This window comes from Sphingomonas prati (genome assembly GCF_014643515.1).
Lineage (GTDB): Bacteria > Pseudomonadota > Alphaproteobacteria > Sphingomonadales > Sphingomonadaceae > Sphingomonas_R > Sphingomonas_R prati.
Genome location: NZ_BMJP01000008.1, coordinates 1 through 16514 on the forward strand (window position 1 = coordinate 1; position 16514 = coordinate 16514).

The 16514-nt window shown below is 59.2% G+C and carries 14 protein-coding genes; 11 read left to right on the forward strand and 3 right to left on the reverse strand.

Features of this window, described 5'->3' with window-relative positions:
- The 6 genes from IEX50_RS16405 to IEX50_RS16430 all read left to right on the forward strand — a co-directional run.
- A partial coding sequence (locus IEX50_RS16405) for a cadherin-like domain-containing protein (RefSeq protein ID WP_188699514.1) occupies positions 1-1733 on the forward strand: 1733 nt, incomplete at its 5' end.
- Positions 1730-3265: a TolC family protein gene (locus IEX50_RS16410; protein WP_229674134.1), complete on the forward strand. Its 1536-nt coding sequence runs from the start codon at positions 1730-1732 to the stop codon at positions 3263-3265. The genes IEX50_RS16405 and IEX50_RS16410, both read left to right, overlap by 4 nt.
- 111 nt (positions 3266-3376) lie before the next feature.
- Entirely contained in the window at positions 3377-4195 is an 819-nt protein-coding gene (locus tag IEX50_RS16415; RefSeq protein ID WP_157177872.1) for an efflux RND transporter periplasmic adaptor subunit, read from the forward strand.
- Position 4196: 1 nt separating this feature from the next.
- Positions 4197-5537 (forward strand): efflux RND transporter periplasmic adaptor subunit, encoded by a 1341-nt coding sequence (locus IEX50_RS16420; RefSeq protein WP_184075350.1) that lies wholly within the window; start codon positions 4197-4199, stop codon positions 5535-5537.
- Positions 5538-5545: 8 nt separating this feature from the next.
- Positions 5546-7681 (forward strand): biotin/lipoyl-binding protein, encoded by a 2136-nt coding sequence (locus IEX50_RS16425; RefSeq protein ID WP_157177874.1) that lies wholly within the window; start codon positions 5546-5548, stop codon positions 7679-7681.
- Positions 7682-8104: 423 nt separating this feature from the next.
- On the forward strand, positions 8105-8746 hold the full coding sequence (locus tag IEX50_RS16430; RefSeq protein ID WP_157177875.1) for a LuxR C-terminal-related transcriptional regulator: 642 nt from the start codon (positions 8105-8107) through the stop codon (positions 8744-8746).
- Between the two features lie 499 nt (positions 8747-9245).
- Here the strand turns inward: IEX50_RS16430 and IEX50_RS16435 are convergent, their stop codons facing one another.
- From IEX50_RS16435 to IEX50_RS16445, 3 genes are all read right to left on the reverse strand, one after another.
- Positions 9246-9671: a Ros/MucR family transcriptional regulator gene (locus IEX50_RS16435; RefSeq protein ID WP_157177876.1), complete on the reverse strand. Its 426-nt coding sequence runs from the start codon at positions 9669-9671 to the stop codon at positions 9246-9248.
- 157 nt (positions 9672-9828) lie between these two features.
- Complete coding sequence (locus IEX50_RS16440; protein ID WP_373285336.1) at positions 9829-10068, reverse strand: DUF6894 family protein; 240 nt, start codon at positions 10066-10068, stop codon at positions 9829-9831.
- 237 nt (positions 10069-10305) lie between these two features.
- Positions 10306-10698 (reverse strand): cyclic nucleotide-binding domain-containing protein, encoded by a 393-nt coding sequence (locus tag IEX50_RS16445; RefSeq protein WP_157177878.1) that lies wholly within the window; start codon positions 10696-10698, stop codon positions 10306-10308.
- Positions 10699-11496: 798 nt separating this feature from the next.
- On the opposite strand from IEX50_RS16445, the gene IEX50_RS16450 reads away from it, so the two are divergent.
- The 5 genes from IEX50_RS16450 (at position 11497) to IEX50_RS16470 (ending at position 16301) form a co-directional block, all read left to right on the forward strand.
- Positions 11497-13362, forward strand: a complete 1866-nt coding sequence (locus IEX50_RS16450; RefSeq protein ID WP_188699516.1) for a PAS domain-containing HWE histidine kinase family protein — start codon at positions 11497-11499, stop codon at positions 13360-13362.
- 12 nt (positions 13363-13374) lie between these two features.
- Positions 13375-13746, forward strand: coding sequence for a response regulator (locus IEX50_RS16455; RefSeq protein WP_157177880.1), 372 nt, complete (start codon positions 13375-13377; stop codon positions 13744-13746).
- 735 nt (positions 13747-14481) lie between these two features.
- On the forward strand, positions 14482-14697 hold the full coding sequence (locus IEX50_RS16460) for a hypothetical protein (RefSeq protein ID WP_188699518.1): 216 nt from the start codon (positions 14482-14484) through the stop codon (positions 14695-14697).
- 9 nt (positions 14698-14706) lie between these two features.
- Positions 14707-15117, forward strand: a complete 411-nt coding sequence (locus IEX50_RS16465) for a LuxR C-terminal-related transcriptional regulator (RefSeq protein WP_157177882.1) — start codon at positions 14707-14709, stop codon at positions 15115-15117.
- Positions 15118-15536: 419 nt separating this feature from the next.
- Complete coding sequence (locus IEX50_RS16470) at positions 15537-16301, forward strand: retropepsin-like aspartic protease family protein (protein ID WP_157177883.1); 765 nt, start codon at positions 15537-15539, stop codon at positions 16299-16301.
- Positions 16302-16514: the final 213 nt, after the last annotated feature.

A 16514-nucleotide genomic window follows, 5' to 3' on the forward strand; every position in this document is an offset into this window, starting at 1 on the left:
ACACGCCAAACGCCAACTTCAATGGCGCCGATACGATCAGCTATACGGTCGTGGACGGTCGCGGCGGAAGTGCTTCGGCAAGCGTCGCGGTCACGGTCACGGCGGGCAATGACGCGCCGGTCGCTGCTAACGATACCGCGATTGTCTCAGAGGATGGGAGAATCATGCTGGCCGTGCTGGCGAACGACCGTGACGCCGATGGCGATCGGTTGACGGTGACGACGGCGACAGCAACCAACGGTATTGTCGTGGTCAACCCCGACGGTACGCTGACTTACTCGCCGGCGACAAATTTCAACGGGACGGATGTTATCCGCTATACCGTGTCCGATGGGCGTGGCGGGACCAGTACTGCAAGCGTCATGGTGTCGGTTGACGCCGTAAACGACGCACCAATTGCGATTGACGATGTTGCCACAACCCGTCAGGACACATTCGTTCGCATCTCCGTCTTGGCAAACGACCGTGATGTCGATGGCGACGCTCTGACCCTCGGCACGGCCAGTGCAGCCAACGGTACGGTTGTTATCAATGCCGATGGCACGCTGACCTACACGCCAAGAGCCGGATTCAGCGGACCGGACACGATCACCTACAACGTGTTGGATGCCCGCGGCGGCAATGCCGGTGCGAGTGTCGCGGTTGGCGTCGCGGCGCGTCTCAACGGTGCGCCGGTCGATGCCGGGGAAACGGTGGCAGCGGTGGCGGGCCAACCGGTCACGGTCGATGTGCTGGCCAATGCCTCCGATCCCGATGGCGATCGCCTGAGCATCGCATCGGCAACAGCCGACCGCGGCAGCGTGACAATCAACGCCGACGGGACGCTGACCTATCTGGCCGACCCAACGTTCGACGGTATCGCGGTAGTCACCTACGTCGTCGTAGACGCGGCGGGCGAACGTACGACCTCGACCCTGACGGTTGTGGTAGGCGCTGCGCCGACCGCCGATGTGAGCCAGTTGCTCGCCATCGGTCGTCCCGGGATGATTCTGCCGCGCGCGGACGCTACTAGCCTGACGAGTCCTCTCGTTAGCTTCATCGCTACCGACCCTATTCTGCTCAATTCGATCAAGGAGATCCGATCGCTCGGTGGTCTCGCCGACCTGACCGACGGTGTGAGCGCTGAAGGGCCGATCCTTGATGCGGTGAACGAACTGATGCCGCTGAACGGCATCGGCACGTCTGCTATCAACGGCTCGCCGGTCGGGGACGAGGTCGCGCGGATCGAGCGGCGGACCGACCTTCGCGTCGGCCTAAGCCGGCTGTTTGACCGCCGCTTCGACGACTTCGCGGTCGAAGGGCTGACCGGCTTCTCGGTCCGGACGCAGGGCGACGGCGAGATCGTGATTGAATCGGTCGTCCGTCACCGCACGATCTACGTCGAGGTTCGTGACGCCGAGGTTGGTGACGACGCGCCGTTCGTTGAGTTCAGGTTACGCATGACCGACGGTCGGGCACTGCCCGACTGGATCCGCTTCGACTCCCGCGGCCTCGCCATCATCGAGACGCCGCCCGATGCAGAAACCATCCGCCTGATCGTCCGTGCGGTGCGGGCAGACAACAGCTATGTCGATACCGGTGTTGTCATTCAGGGCGCGACGGGCGAAATCCAACTGGATCCCGCCGCCATGGGCCGGACGCAATCAAGTGCCCCGTCACTGGACGCGTTGGCACTGGCCGAGGCGACCATGGCCGCCCGTGAAGCGGCCCGATTGACGGCAGCATTCGGATGACGAAGACGACCAGCAGACTGAAGGAGAGGGACGTCGTTATGACCAGGCAAGTTTATGTGCCGATCATTCTAGCCGGCGCGCTGCTGGGTGGCTGCTCGGTCACTCCGAAACCGTTGACGTTAAGTGAACTGACGACGCGCGCGACCGCCAATGTCGCGGCCGTCGCAGTCGACCAAGAGCCGGTCATCAGCGCGATCAGCTTGTACGAGGCGATGGCGCGCGCGCTGAAATACAATCTCGACTACAAGGTCGAAATGATGGAAGAAGCGCTGAAGTCGCGCGAACTCGATCTGACGCGCTACGACATGTTGCCGCAACTCGTGGCGACCGGGGGCTATGCGGGTCGCAACAACTTTGCGGGCGCGAGTTCGCTATCGCTGCTGTCGGGACGCCAGTCGCTCGAACCATCGACCTCGCAGGAACGCAACATATTTACCGGCGACCTGACGCTTAGCTGGGACGTACTCGATTTCGGTCTGTCGTATGTACGCGCTAAGCAAAAAGGCGACGAAGTGCTGATCGCGATGGAACGGCGGCGCAAGGTGTCGAACCGCATCATCGAAGATGTCCGCGTCGCCTATTGGCGAGCGGTCAGCGCTGAGCGTCTGATCGTTAAGTTGCGCCAGCTTGAAGTAAGTGTTTCGACGACCCTCAGCAATTCCGAGAAGCTTGCCACCCGCCGGCTGTCCGCACCGCTGACCGCGCTGACCTACCAGCGTGAGCTGATCGACATCCAAGCCGAGATCCGCCGGCTGCAGCGCGAACTAGTAGTCGCGAAGTCGCAGCTAGCCGCATTGATGAACCTGACCCCCGGAACGCCGTTTGCATTGCAGTTGCCCAAGCGTGAAGGTGTTCCGCCGACTTTCGCGATGGACAACAATGCTATGGTGTTAACCGCGCTGCGCAACCGCGCCGAACTACGTGAAGTGTCTTACCGCGAGCGTATCAACAAGCGTGAGCTCGACGCGGCGCTGCTGAGCGTCCTGCCCAGCTTCCGTGCCATCGTCGGGGTCAACGCTGATTCAAACGACTTCCTCTTCAACAACGACTGGATCAACTACGGCGCGCGGGCGAGCTTCAACCTGCTCAACGTGTTCCGCCTGCCTGCTCAGAAGCGCGCGGTCGAGGCACAGGCGACCATGATCCGTCAGCGCGAACTTGCGCTGACGATGGCGGTAATGACGCAGATCTACGTATCTCGCGCGCGCTACATGCACTTGACGAACGAGCTAGCAACCGCCGCGAAGCAGAACCAGGTACAGGGTAAGATCATGTACCAGATTCGGTCCGGCCACACCGCTGGCGCAATCAGCCAGCAGACGCTGCTACGCGAGGAAATGAACACTTTGGTAAACGAAGTTAAGTATGATCTCGCCTATGCCGAGGTGCAGAACGCCTACGCGAATCTGTATTCGGCAATGGGGGTGGATCATTTCAGCCCCGATGTGACCGGGCGTGAGCCCGTTGGTACGTTGGCGGCTTCGCTAACGCGTCTATGGAACGAGCGTGAAACCGCGCTCAAGCTGGATTGACGAGCGATGGATCAGGATAACGAGTTCCGGACGACGGTCCGCGCTGCCCGACGTGGATCCGGTACCGGTGCGAAGTGGCTGGCGGGGGCCGCCATCGTCGCCGTTGCCGGCGTGTCGGTCGCGCTTGCCACGAGCAATCCCGAACCACGCTGGCCGACCGACGCGCCGCGGGTCGCCGAGACACAAAAGAAGTTGGCCGCAACCGCGCCCGCACCGGTCGCTCACGCTGCCACTCGCTCCGCGCCCGAAACCGAAGCGCGCGGCGTCATCCAGTCGCAGGCGGAAGCCGTCATCGCGTCGCGGATTACCGCTCGAATCACCTCCATGCCCTACAAGCTCGGCCAGAGTTTCGGCAGCGGGGCGGTGCTTGCGAGCTTCGACTGTTCGCAGGCCCGTGCGCAGCTGAACGCGGCCAATGCAGCCACCGCTGCCTATCGCAAGACCTATGAAACTAATGTTGAACTCGACGCCTACAAGGCGATCGGCACGAACGACGTAGCGGTCTCCAAAGCCAACATGGCCAAGGCCGCGGCCGAGGCGACCGCGATTTCAAGCGGGTTGACCGATTGCGCGATCCGGGCACCGTTTGCCGGCCGCGTTGTCGAGCAGGTGGCGCACCAGCACGAGGTCGCCGCCAGCGGCGCACCACTGATGAAGATTCAGAACGGCAACGAACTAGAAGTACAGTTGATCGTGCCTAGCCGCTGGCTAACCTGGCTAACCCCGGGCACGCCGTTCCGATTCAAGATCGACGAGACCGGCGCGACGCTGAACGCGAGCATCACGCGGCTCGGCGCCTCGGTCGATCCGGTCAGCAAGACGTTGCGGGTAATCGGCTTCCTCAATCGCGGGACCGGCACCGTGCTTCCCGGTATGAGCGGCAGCGCCCAGTTCGATATGCCGACGGCGAGCGATGGCAAGCAGAGCTGAAATGAGCTGGGTACCGCGTACCGCTCCGGGCGATTCCGCCAGCCTTGTCGCCCTGCTTCAGTATGAAGCGGACCTGCGTCGCCAAGCAACCGAAATAGAACTCATCTATTTCCTAGCGAACGAAACCCGCCGGCTGATCGATTACGGGCAGTTATTCGTGCTGCAGATTCCAAGGGTCCGCGACGCGATGCAGGTTGTCACGGCATCAGGCCTCGCCATGATCGACCGAAATGCACCACTCATCCATGAGATCGAGCGTGCCGTTGATCGTGCGCGTTCGGCGAATGGCGATGGCGCGATGGCGATCGATGCACATATCGTTGATACCAACGTGTCCTTTGCCGATTTCCCGTTCGCGCATCTCTACTTCCAGCCGCTGCACGACATTGTGGGCGAAGCGTTCGCCGGGTTGCTTATCGCAGGCGACATGCCACTAGAGGAAAAGGACCGGTTCCGCCTCGATCGTATTGCCGATACCGCCGGACATGGCTGGCGCGCGCTGAAGGGGCCACGCCCGATCCAACGAGTCCGCAAGATCACGCGCCGTGAGCGCCGGGGAATCGCGGTTGCGTTGGGCGTATTGGCTCTGATCCCCGTTCGCCTCAGCGCGCTTGCGCCGGTCGAAGTCGTGGCCGATCGCCCGTTTACGCTCAGCGCGCCCTTCTCCGGTGTCATCCAGCGGATTGAGATAGCGCCAAACTCCTTTGTCAGGACCGGACAGCCGCTGGTGCGGTTCGATGACGTTCGTCCGCGTAACGAACTAACGCTCGCGACCGAGCGGCTGGCGGTGGCGCGCGCGCGGGTCGAGCGGGCATCGAGTGCGGCGTTCGGTGCCGCAGGAGAATCGCGCGAGATCGCAATCATGCAGGCCGAGCGCGACTTGGCCCAGGCTGAATATGACTATGCCCGCGACCTGCTCGCGCAATCGGTGCTGAAAGCGCCGCGCAACGGGATTGCGATTTATTCGGATCGGCGCGATTTCGAAGGGCGCGCCGTCAACGTCGGCGACCCCATCGTCCAGATCACAGACCCGCGGATGATTCGCTATCGCATTGACCTGCCCGCCGCCGAACAGTTTTCGGTTGAACGCGGATCACCGGTTAAGATCTGGCTCGACGGCCAGCCGCTGTGGGCCCTCGGCGGTCAGCTCGAAAGCGCGAGCTATGCTGCGCGAAAGACTGCCGGGAATGTTCTCGCCTTTGCGCTCGTCGCCAAGCCGATTGGCGGCGCGCCTGACATCGGTGCCCGCGGCACCGCGCGGGTGGAGGGCAACTGGGTGCCGCTGATCTATTCCGTGCTGCGCCGCCCGATCAGTGCGCTGCGCCAGACGATCGGCTATTGAGCGCAGCCATGCCGACTATCGTTCAGGTACCTGACTTGCCGCTGCCCCCGCTGCGACAGGAATTGCGGATCGAGCGCGGGGCGCCGCTGGTCAGCGGCGCCCCGAGTTGGACGATCTTTGATCCCGTCCGCCACATGTTCTTTCAAATCGGGCAGACCGAGATGGCGATCCTGTCCCTGTGGCGCGGCCGGTCGGCGCCCGCGCTTGGGGCCGAACTCCGACGTCAGGGCTATGCGGGCGAGGCCGCCGACGGGGCGTTAAAGTCGATGATCCAATTCTGCTTCGCAAACGGACTGACCCAACGTCCGGCGGGTGATGCGGTACAGTCGCTGACCGCGCAGCGCGAGCGCAGCAGGCGCGACTGGTGGCGTTGGATGCTCGACAACTACCTGTTCTTCCGCGTGCCCTTGGTGCGGCCAAGCGCGTTCCTCGAACGAACGGTGTCGCGCGTCGCGCCGCTGTGGTCGCAAGTCGCCCTGCTGGTCTTTCTGGCCGCGGGTGTCCTGGGCCTCCTACTTGTGTCGCGGCAGTGGGACGCGTTCATTGGCTCTTTCCTGTACTTCTTCTCGCTTGAAGGTGCAATTGCTTACGGGTTTTCGCTGATCCTGGTGAAGCTTGTCCACGAACTAGGGCATGCCTATACCGCAACCCACTTCGGGTGCCGCGTGCCGACGATGGGGGTCAGTTTCCTCGTCATGATGCCCGTACTCTATACCGATACGACCTCGGCCTGGCGGCTGCGGTCGCGGCGCGAGCGGTTGCTGATCGACTGCGCCGGGGTGACGGCCGAACTGATGCTGGCGACGGTTGCGGTGCTGGCGTGGCTCGCGCTGCCCGACGGGATCCTGCGCAGCGTCGCCTTCATTGTCGGGACGACCAGCTGGATCATGACGCTGGTTGTCAACCTCAACCCGTTCATGCGGTTCGACGGCTATTACCTGCTGTCGGATATGCTCGGCGTCCCCAACCTGCAGATGCGGTCGTTTGCACTGGGACGCTGGTGGCTGCGGGAGCGACTGTTCGACCTGAGCGAGCCGCGACCGGAAGTCCTGCCCAACCCCGTCCATCTCGGGCTAATTGCCTACGCGTTCGCCACTTGGCTGTACCGGCTGGTGCTGTATGTCGGCATCGCGCTTCTAGTTTATCACTTTTTCTTCAAAGCGCTGGGAATCCTACTGTTCGCGGTTGAGATGGTCGTTTTTATCGGTCGGCCGATTTGGCACGAGATGCAAGCATGGCATGACCGCGCGTCCGCGATCCGACATCGAGGCCGCCATCGCTGGTGGCTTTGGCTTACCGGCGGTACAATTCTACTGCTCGCGCTGCCGATTAAGCGTCATATAACAGCTCCAGCGGTGATGGTCACGATTGGCGACACGCCGCTAGTTGCGGGCGACGTCGCGCGGATCGAGACTGTTCATGTGACATCGGGCCAGCGGGTGCGCGCAGGGACCGCATTATTTACGCTGGCATCGCCCGACCTCGACCGGCAGATCGCCCGGCGCGGGGTCACGCTGACGCGGATCGAGGCTCAGTTGGCCCGCGCGATGGCCGACGCGCAGGACCTGTCGAACCGTGCGGTGCTGGAACGCGAACGCATCGCCGAGCGCGATGCGCTGGCGGGATTAGAGACGCGGCGGACAAAACTTGTCCTGCGCGCCGATACCGACGGCATGATCGTGGACCTTGATCTCGGCCTCCACCGCGGGCGCTGGTTGAACGGGAGCGAGATCCTTGCCCGACTCGTCACGCCAGGGTTTCGCGACGTCCAGGCTTATGTCGCGGAAAAGGACATCCGCCTCATCAAAATAGGCGCAACTGGCCGGTTTATCCCGAACGACCCGACGCAGCGGTCATACCGGGTCCGCCTGGTTGAACGCACGCACGGTGCAGCCGAGCGTATCGACCGTGAGGAACTCGCTTCGGTCAACGGCGGGCCAGTGGCAGTGACCGAGATGAATGGCGCACTCATCCCGAACTCGGCCAATTATCGAGTGCGCTTAGCGGCTGAAATCACCGAAAAAGTCCCAAATTTTGAACAGATCGTGCCCGGAAGGGTTGTCATCGCGGCTGATCCGACGTCACCATTGCTTGATGTGCTTTCGCGAATTACCCGGACTTATCGAGCTGAAGCAGGGGGCTAGTCTGAGACTGACGGCTATCGTTCAAAGGGACCTCATCTCTGGTTTATTCTTTATTCCATTTAAATTAGAGCGCGAGATGGGACGAGAATAAAGACGTAGAGGTTAATGATGTTCATGAGTATTATGATATTTGGCAGAATTGGTCTATAAAGAACCGCTAATAATCGAAGCGATGAAACTGGTTCGATAGCGCTTGTCTGGCAGTATGTAGATGCGGGAGAGATCGCACCCGATCTGTCGCGGTTAACATTTGCTCGTCATTCAGCTAGTACAGTTCACTCATCTTGGGCCTCCTTACGGCGTGTGGATCAGATTGCGGCGCCCCAATCAATGAGTCCTGATTATTAGCCGAATTTAGCGGTCGACTTGAATTGGTTGAAAAACGTACGCTATGGGCGGCAATAATAGTAGTGGGTCACCAGCGTGGCGAGTGCGCGCATCCTTATCGTCGACGACCATCCGCTGATCGGCGATGTGTTGAAGCTCGCCATTCATGCCCTCCATCCTCACATACAGGTGGACGTGGCCAGTTCCGTGGCAGCGGTGGAGGCGATGTGTCCCGAAACTCGGAGCCTGCAGCTGGTCCTGTTGGATTACCGGCTGCCCGACAGTAACGAATATTCCGGGTTATTACGCCTGCAGTATCTACTCGTCGACGTTCCCATCGCGATCATCTCCGGCTTCGAAGACGCCTCGATCATGGAGAGGGCGCGGGTACTCGGCGCGCAGGGCTTCCTGTCGAAGACGCAGCCGCTGGATCAGCTGGCCGAGATGGTGGATCGGATGCTGGCAGGTGAGCGCGTCTTCCCGCCGCAGAGGGGGACCGCCCATGAGATCGACGCGGCGCGTGCACTGCTGGAGACGTTATCCGCCGCGCAGTGCCGGGTGCTCCTGGCGCTGGCGCGCGGGCAACTGAACAGGCAGATCGCATCGGAATTGAATCTGTCGGAAGCGACAACCAAGGCGCATTTGAGGGCAGTCTTCCGCAAGCTTCGCGTGCGGAACCGCACCCAGGCGGTGCTATCGATCCAGCCGCTGCTTCAAGCGATGGATCAGGCCGGATAGCGGGATTGGGGGGTAGGCCTCAGGATGCCCGTGCCGTCACGTCTTCCGGCGGACGTGCTCCAGCTCCTTTGCCCACATACGTCGCGACAGCTTCTGCAGCGCATGAATTTCAGTGGTTTAACCAATACGACCTCGAGTCAGGGGATTGTAACGAAGACGGTGATTTACTGAGTATCGATCAACTTCAGCCAACGCCAGCGTCGGGCGGCCCCGTTGAGATACCATCGCAACTGTGGCGGCATACTCCGCCACCAAGCATTTGCTGCGGTTTTTTGCGTAATGCAGACTTTTGAGTCTAGTATCACGCCCCATGCGACGCCGGGGGGCTGAAGCTAGGCCTCGATCACGCTGGTCGCGGCGCAGCCGGCGAGGAGTGGCAGGACGAGCTGGAGAAAAGCGGGTCTCATACGGTTAGGCAATCAGCGGGTTCAGCCGTCGAGTCGACGGTGTTCGCCGCCTTGAAACGATCGACCGGTGACTTGCGTGACTTGAATGTCTTCTATTCAACGACAGGCTTGGCAACTCGCTTGGCCCCCCTACGGCCCAAGCCAAAAGAATGTGCCAGTTCACGGCGCCGTTCACTGTAAGCCTGCGACGTCATCGGGTAGTCGGCGGGCAGATTGTATCGTTCGCGATACTCAGCCGGTGTCAGGCCATTCAGCGCAAGATGGCGCTTTAGCATCGTATACGGCTTACCGTCGATCATCGACAGTATGTGGTTCGGATTGGCCAACGACTTCCGGACCGTAATCGCAGGCTCATACGTTTCCGCTTCAACCGGTTCCGGCTCACCAACAGTAGCAAGCGCTTCGTAAACAGACTTAATGAGGCCAGCCAAATCAGCCGCCGCCACGATGTTATTTGCAACATGGGCGGATACGATGTCGCTGGTGATCGCGAGCAGATCGGTGTCGGAGATTCCCATAGTTTTTCCCTATACAGTAACGAATAGTGTTTAGATTATATGTTCGGCTAAGTGCAATAGGACTAAATGATAAGCAGACCAAGGGAGTCCCCACACCCACAAAATTACCTTTGGCACATAGTGGAGGGATGTTTCCAAGACATAAGTTTATCGCGCCTCAAGATCTAAAATCTATAACATTATCAAACCGCACTATGTGTATAACTTGCCGAGTGGAATCAGCTATTTCAATGCGATAACTGCCATGAATGGGAACACCTGCAATGATATCGGTTGCTATCAAATCCCGAGCCGCGGCAATTGCCGCGAACTTCGCGTCATCGAGATTGGACTTTTCGATGCCAGTTTCATCCGGAACTGTCACCTTCTCAATCATATTTAAGTGATATCGTAGCATAATTGCTCCCTCAAAACGTACATACCACGCTCACAATCTGGATGGGTTTAAGTAGGCTAATGTATGCAGGCGTAGTTTGAGACGGAATACGCAAATAATACGTGATTGTAGTACCCGAGGATTGCTATTGAAAAGTTCAGCACCTCGAGAAGGTGCTCGATTTAGTAACAGGAATGAGTTGTTAAAATTTCCAGACGAGACTATGCGTTGCCAACTATGGATAATTACATTCTTTCCCTACGTTTCAAGAATTGATCCGTCCTGCAGCTTTTTCATAGCACGGTTCACGTGCACACCCGTCAAGCCCGTGGCATCGCCCAAATCATTCTCGACGATCGGCAAATTGTAGAACGTTCGGTCGCCCAAGCCCGCGAGCTCCGAGCGGATCCCCATCTCACAAAAAAGGTGACACAGACAAGGAAGTGCATCGCGCCGTCCGACGTTTACGACCCATCCCAAGAGAATCGATCCATCCGCGACACTGTCACGCCAGAAGGCCGCCGCGATACCGAGATACTGCGCAACGATCTGGCGAATTTGAATATGCGGAATACGTAGCACCGTTGCGTCAGAAAGTACTGTAATTCCACAACCAACCTTCGGACTGACAACGGAAGTCAGGTCGATCATATCCCCGGAAATCGATAGGCTAGTAATCTGTTGATCGCCATCGCGGTTCTGACCCAACCGACCGACTATCCCATTCACGACCATCGACCGTTTCGTCTACCCTTACAAGATCTTCATAGGCGCGGTAGTCTTTCAGGGTGCCGCAAAGGCCTAGAATTGCCGTTATCTCGGCGTTCGCTAGCACTGAGCGGGCCGTCAAACGCTTCACAAAAAGCTTTACACCGGTGTTATGTGTCAGATGCAAAACAGGCACTCCAGCTCCGGAGCGGAAGCACGCAACCACTTATAGGCATCGGCCCAACGGATGCTCTCATGTGGCGCATCATTAACGCAGAGCATTGAAGTTGCCTAGCTAATGAATGTTGGAAGACCTGACGGGCGAAGGAGCACATCTGCCGGGGGTTAGCTGCTTCTCCGCCATAGGATGCCGTGTCGTCATCCGCTTGGGACGGCGCAGCCAACGGCTAAGGCGTTCAAAGAATTGGGTTGGTTACTACGCGGGCCGGCACGACATGATGGTTCGTGGATAACAATCCTACGTCCGAGTGCATGGTCACGTGGCGATGACGGAGTCACGCGACGAGCGCTCCGCTACGATGCTCAACGACTGTCCGTTCTTTGAATGGCGTCAAGCTGACATTGCTAGTTTTGTAGTGCACCGGCACAACCAGCGGGTCAGCAGCGTTGACCGGGAGCGGTAGAACGCAGTGCAGGGGTTCAATGCAGGTGTGTGTTGATCGTGGAGATTGGATGACGGACAGCTTGAGGCATCGAGGGGCAGGCGGGACCGTTGCCGACATGATCTTCATTGATGGCGGCCAGATGGGTGCGCTGATTCGCGCCCATGACTGGGCGACCTCGCCGCTGGGCTTACCCGAGACATGGCCGCAATCGCTACGTTCGGCCGTTGGCATCATGCTCGCAAACAAGCATCTCATGTTCGTTGCATGGGGACCGGAGCTCAGCTTTCTCTACAATGATGGCTATCTGCCGGTGTTTGGGACGAAGCATCCCGACGCGCTTGGCCGCCCGTTCCGTGAAGTCTGGCCGGAGATTTGGGATGACCTGAAGCCGCTGATCGACGCAGCGTTGAGCGGGGAGTCCACCTGGTCTGAAAACTTGCCGCTCGTCGTAGAGCGCAACGGTTACCCTGAGGAAGCTTGGTTCACCTTCTCGTATTCACCCATCCGGGACGAGACTGGCGCAATTGCCGGTATGTTCTGCGCCGGTGCCGAGACGACGCAAACCCTTCTCGCCGAGCGACGGCTGATTGACGAGCGCGAGCGCCAGAAGCGGATGCTTCAACAAATGCCGGGCTTCGCTGCGTTGCTCACTGGTCCGGAGCATCGCTACGAGTATGTCAACGACGCGTATCGCCAGATCTCCGGCGATCGGAACTTCATGGGGCAGGCGTTTCGCGAGGTATTCCCAGACATTGCTGGCCAGGGATTCTACGAAATATTTGACCGCGTGTATGAAAGTGGCGAACCGTTCGCACGACGCACCATGTCGGTCAGCCTCGATCGCGAAGATGGTGATCGATCGATCGACCTCCTGGTAGAGCCGGTCAGGGATAACTCGGGCAAGGTCACGGGCATCTTCGTTGGCGGCTTTGATATTACGGAGCGTGTTCGCGCTGAAGGGGCAGTTCGCGAGTCTGAAGCCCGCTTCCGCAATATGGCGGATCATGCCCCGACGATGATGTGGGTGACGGACGCAGAAGGGCGCTGCACCTACCTCAATCGCGCGTGGTACGATTTCACTGGTCAGAGCGAGGCTGAAGGCGAAGGCTTTGGCTGGCTGGAGGCTGTACATCCTGACGACCGCGGCTGGTCGGGCGAGACCTTCGTTTCTGCAAATGCCAACCATGAGATTTTTCGAGTTGAGTATAGATTGCGCCGCCACGACGGTGAGTATCGCTGGGCGATTGACGCGGCTTCTCCTCGTTTCGGCTCACAGGGCGATTTCCTGGGTTATATCGGTACGGTCATCGACATTGATGATCGTCGGGAAATGGAGGACGCGCTGCGCGATACCTCAGCTCATCAGATCCTTTTGATCAACGAGCTGAACCATCGCGTGAAGAACACGCTCGCCACGGTACAGTCGATCGCGATGCAGACCTTTCGGGATCGGGGTGGCGCGGGAGCTTCTCCTGAACAGCGGGAGTTGTTCGAGTCCCGTCTTATCGCTCTCGCGATAGCCCATGACGTTCTCACCCGCGAGAACTGGGAAAGCGCGCAGCTACGCGACGTTGTTCTCGAGGCGGTCGCAGCGCATTGCGGCGGCGACGTTAATCCCTTCACCGTGGAAGGGCCGGAGGCACGGTTGACGCCCAAGATGGCGCTGGGCTGGTCGATGGCGCTCCACGAGCTTTGCACCAACGCTGTGAAATATGGCGCGCTTTCGGTGCCGGACGGCACCGTGGCAATTCGTTGGTCAGTCGAGCGCGAAGAAAAGGCCGATCAGCTGAACTTTATTTGGGAGGAGCGCGGTGGACCGAGCGTTACTGAGCCGAGCAGCAAAGGGTTTGGTTCACGTCTGATCGAACGCCAGCTCGCTCGAGAGTTGGGGGGCCACGTCGAACTTATCTACGCACCCAAGGGGGTAAACTGTACGATAAAAGCGCCGCTTTCTGCCGCTGACGATCATAGCGCTAATTAGGATGCATCAGTAATGCCCGTAACCCCCGCGGACTGCCGCGTTCTGGTCGTCGAAGACGAGAGTGCAGTCCTGATGCTCGTCGAGGACATGCTGATCGATCTTGGTTATTCCAAGATCGACACCGCCATGAGCGTCTCCGAAGCTTTACCGATCGCCGATACGGCAGAACTGACGTTTGCAATTCTTGACGTGAATCTGGGCGGTCAGCGCAGTTCTCCGATTGCTGACCGCCTGCGTGCGCGGGGCGTGCCGTTCGTGTTTGCGACCGGGTACGGCTCACGCGGCATGGACGACGCGTATGTTGGATCGATCGTGCTTAGAAAGCCGTTTCGGCTCGGCGAGCTCGAAGTGGCCATCAACCGCGCGCTGGCTCATCTTGACTGAATGAGAGGCGTCTAAAGCCAATCGTTAGCTGATTTCCAAACCTGCGATAAAATTCGGCAAAGCTTCTGTTGAATGTAGAGTACACTACCGTTGCCGTTGGAATAGACGTCCTGCAATGTCACTGAAAGTGATTGGATGAGCTAATGACCCATCATACAGATACAGAAGACTTTGAACGCAAACTTGCTAAAGGAAGGAACGGCATATCCGCTCGCCTACTAATAAGCCTTTTAACGGATGACGCTTTGCAGAAGATTGGCACAGTAAGAAATAACCAAAACCCCGAAGAGACCAGGTTGGCTTTATATGAAATCAACCGCAGACGGCTTGGTTAGAAATTTACAACGCTTCTATAATAGACGGTGTATGCCCTCAGCGACATGGCTCTCGTGTTCGTTAGCGCCCGCACGGTTTCATCGCTCGAGACAGGCTCCTAACAAAGCGGCTGAAGCTCTACAAAACCTTTTGATCGGAGGGCGTTCCGGTTTTGCGCAGGGCTTGTCTCGCGCCCGACATAGGTCTCGATCTAGGGTTGCGATCAGCGATCAGCGATCAGCGATCGTCGTCCGCCGGACTGATGATAATCTGGATACTTCCAGTAATTTGGCGATTATGGTGCCATTCGTAGGAATCAAGAAGAGCAAACTCAGTGCAGACATGATCCCGATTGTACTCGCTAAACAGGCGGGACTGGCAGATGGTTCATTAACTGGTTTGCGTTAGCGACCAACGGAGTTGATCATCAATATGGCCAGTGCGCGCATACTCATCGTCTACGACCATCCGCTGATCGGGGATGCGTTACAATTCGCTACTCATACCCGTCATACTGACATGCAGGTGGACGTGGTTAATTCCTTAGCGGCGGCGGAGGCGATGTGTTGCGAAACGCAGGGCCTCAAACTCGTCTTGCTGGATTACCGCCTTCCTGACAGCACAGGATATTCCTGACTTTCCCGTTTGAAATACCTTCTTGGCGACGTACCGATCGCGATCGTCTCTGGCTTCGGCGACGTTGCAATCATGGAGGCGGGACGGGTGTTGGGCGCGCAAGGCTTCCTGTCGAAGACGCAGCCGCTAGATTGGTTGGCCGATATGGTGGACCGAATGCCGGCGGGCGAACACATTTTTCCGCCGCAAAGCGCGAACGCACACGAGATCGAGTCGGCGCAGGCACGACTAGAGACTCTGTCCGTCGCGCAGCGCCGGGTGCTGCTAGCGCTGACGCAAGGGCATCTGAACAAGCAAATCACATTGGAACTGGATGTGTCGATAGCGACGATTAAGGCGCATCTGACCGCTATGTTTCGTAAGCTGGGCGTGCTGAACCGCACCAAGCGGTGCTGTCAGTTCAGCCACTGCTCCGAATAATGGATTAGGCTGGGTAGCGGGATGGGCAAGTTGCGACGCGTGAGCCTCTTTGTTGCAGATGTTCTAAGTTCTGCGACAATCTAGTGTTTCCAGTGTTCAACCACTGTTATCTGCTGGACAGCCTACTGCCTGGCTTTCCAAACCTGCACGAATGACCGACTTTGGGTCTACCTCGTCCCGGAACCCGGACAGCGGTATTCATCCCCGTTCGCCGGACCGGATGCTGCTGCAGTGCGGATTGGGGGATCCCTATCGCCGATCGACATGTGTATCGACATGAGACGGGTCACGCCGCGCGGCGCGCTAACGAAATGTAAACACAAGAACGGCAGGGTTTTCGGTATTCTCAGGAACAGACGTTTCTGCGCGAGAAAGCAAGGAAGGCCATGGCCATTAGGGCAACAGTCCAGGCAGTGGCAATGGCGATCACCCTCGGGTCCGCGCTCGCCGCGCCACCCGCCGCCGCCCAGGTCAGCGTCGAGACCGGCGGGGAGCGGCAGGACGTGCCTGCGAACACCGTGCGAACTGTCACCATGGTCAACGGACGGACGAGCATCGTCGACGCCGCATGGCGCGGGGGTGAAGCGACGCCGGGCCTGGCGGCGATCACCACCACCGAGACCACGGACGAGGACGAAGAAGGGCACGTGCTGTCGCGAACCCTCGTCACCCGCATCGAGCCGCAGCGCGCGACGGTCGTCTTGTTGAGCTACGCGCCGCCGCCGCCCGCACCGCGCATCGAGATCGACGCGGGCTATCTCGACGAGCCGGTCGCGCTCGGGACGCCACGTGTCATGCGCATCGATCGCGATTCCTGGGGCGGGCACTTCGTCGCGTCGCTGGTCGTCAACGGCGTCCCCGTCCGTGCCATCATCGACACTGGTTCGGCGTACAGCATCCTGTCGGCGGACGACGCGCGGGCGACTGGAGCTGACCGTGCCGTGCATCGCGAGGAGACCGCGATCGGCATCGGCGGTTACACCCTGGTCGGCGTCGCGCGCGTCACATCGGTCGAGATCGGCGGGCAGAGTTTGGGCCGTCTGACGATGCGGATCGGTCAGCCCGGTATGCCCTACACGCTGCTCGGACAGTCCGAGATCGCGCGGTTGGGCCGTGTCACGATCGAGGACGGCGTGATGACGATCACTCCGCGCGGCGTGGCGACGCAGGTCGCCATGAAATAGTTCGAGCCCAGAAATACAACGGCCCAAATCGTTGCCTGCCTAAGGACAGTCTCGAAGCATGGCCTCCTTATGGGGGTGCGGTCACGCAATTCGGTATTCGTCGTCAAAAGTAGGCACTATGAAACTGATACGCGATCGTTAAGAAATGGTTCAACGCGTTCCTCACCCCGCCCTCGACCACGGTTTATGAAAAGAAGATCGGTCGAACTGACC

Excerpts from the sequence above, each read along its gene's own strand:
- IEX50_RS16410 (WP_229674134.1), top strand. The coding sequence starts at position 1,730 with ATGACGAAGACGACCAGCAGACTGAAGGAGAGGGACGTCGTTATGACC.
- IEX50_RS16420 (WP_184075350.1), top strand. The coding sequence starts at position 4,197 with ATGAGCTGGGTACCGCGTACCGCTCCGGGCGATTCCGCCAGCCTTGTC.
- IEX50_RS16425 (WP_157177874.1), top strand. The coding sequence starts at position 5,546 with ATGCCGACTATCGTTCAGGTACCTGACTTGCCGCTGCCCCCGCTGCGA.
- IEX50_RS16435 (WP_157177876.1), bottom strand. The coding sequence starts at position 9,671 with ATGGGAATCTCCGACACCGATCTGCTCGCGATCACCAGCGACATCGTA.
- IEX50_RS16440 (WP_373285336.1), bottom strand. The coding sequence starts at position 10,068 with ATGCTACGATATCACTTAAATATGATTGAGAAGGTGACAGTTCCGGAT.
- IEX50_RS16445 (WP_157177878.1), bottom strand. The coding sequence starts at position 10,698 with ATGATCGACCTGACTTCCGTTGTCAGTCCGAAGGTTGGTTGTGGAATT.
- IEX50_RS16450 (WP_188699516.1), top strand. The coding sequence starts at position 11,497 with ATGATCTTCATTGATGGCGGCCAGATGGGTGCGCTGATTCGCGCCCAT.
- IEX50_RS16455 (WP_157177880.1), top strand. The coding sequence starts at position 13,375 with ATGCCCGTAACCCCCGCGGACTGCCGCGTTCTGGTCGTCGAAGACGAG.
- IEX50_RS16470 (WP_157177883.1), top strand. The coding sequence starts at position 15,537 with ATGGCGATCACCCTCGGGTCCGCGCTCGCCGCGCCACCCGCCGCCGCC.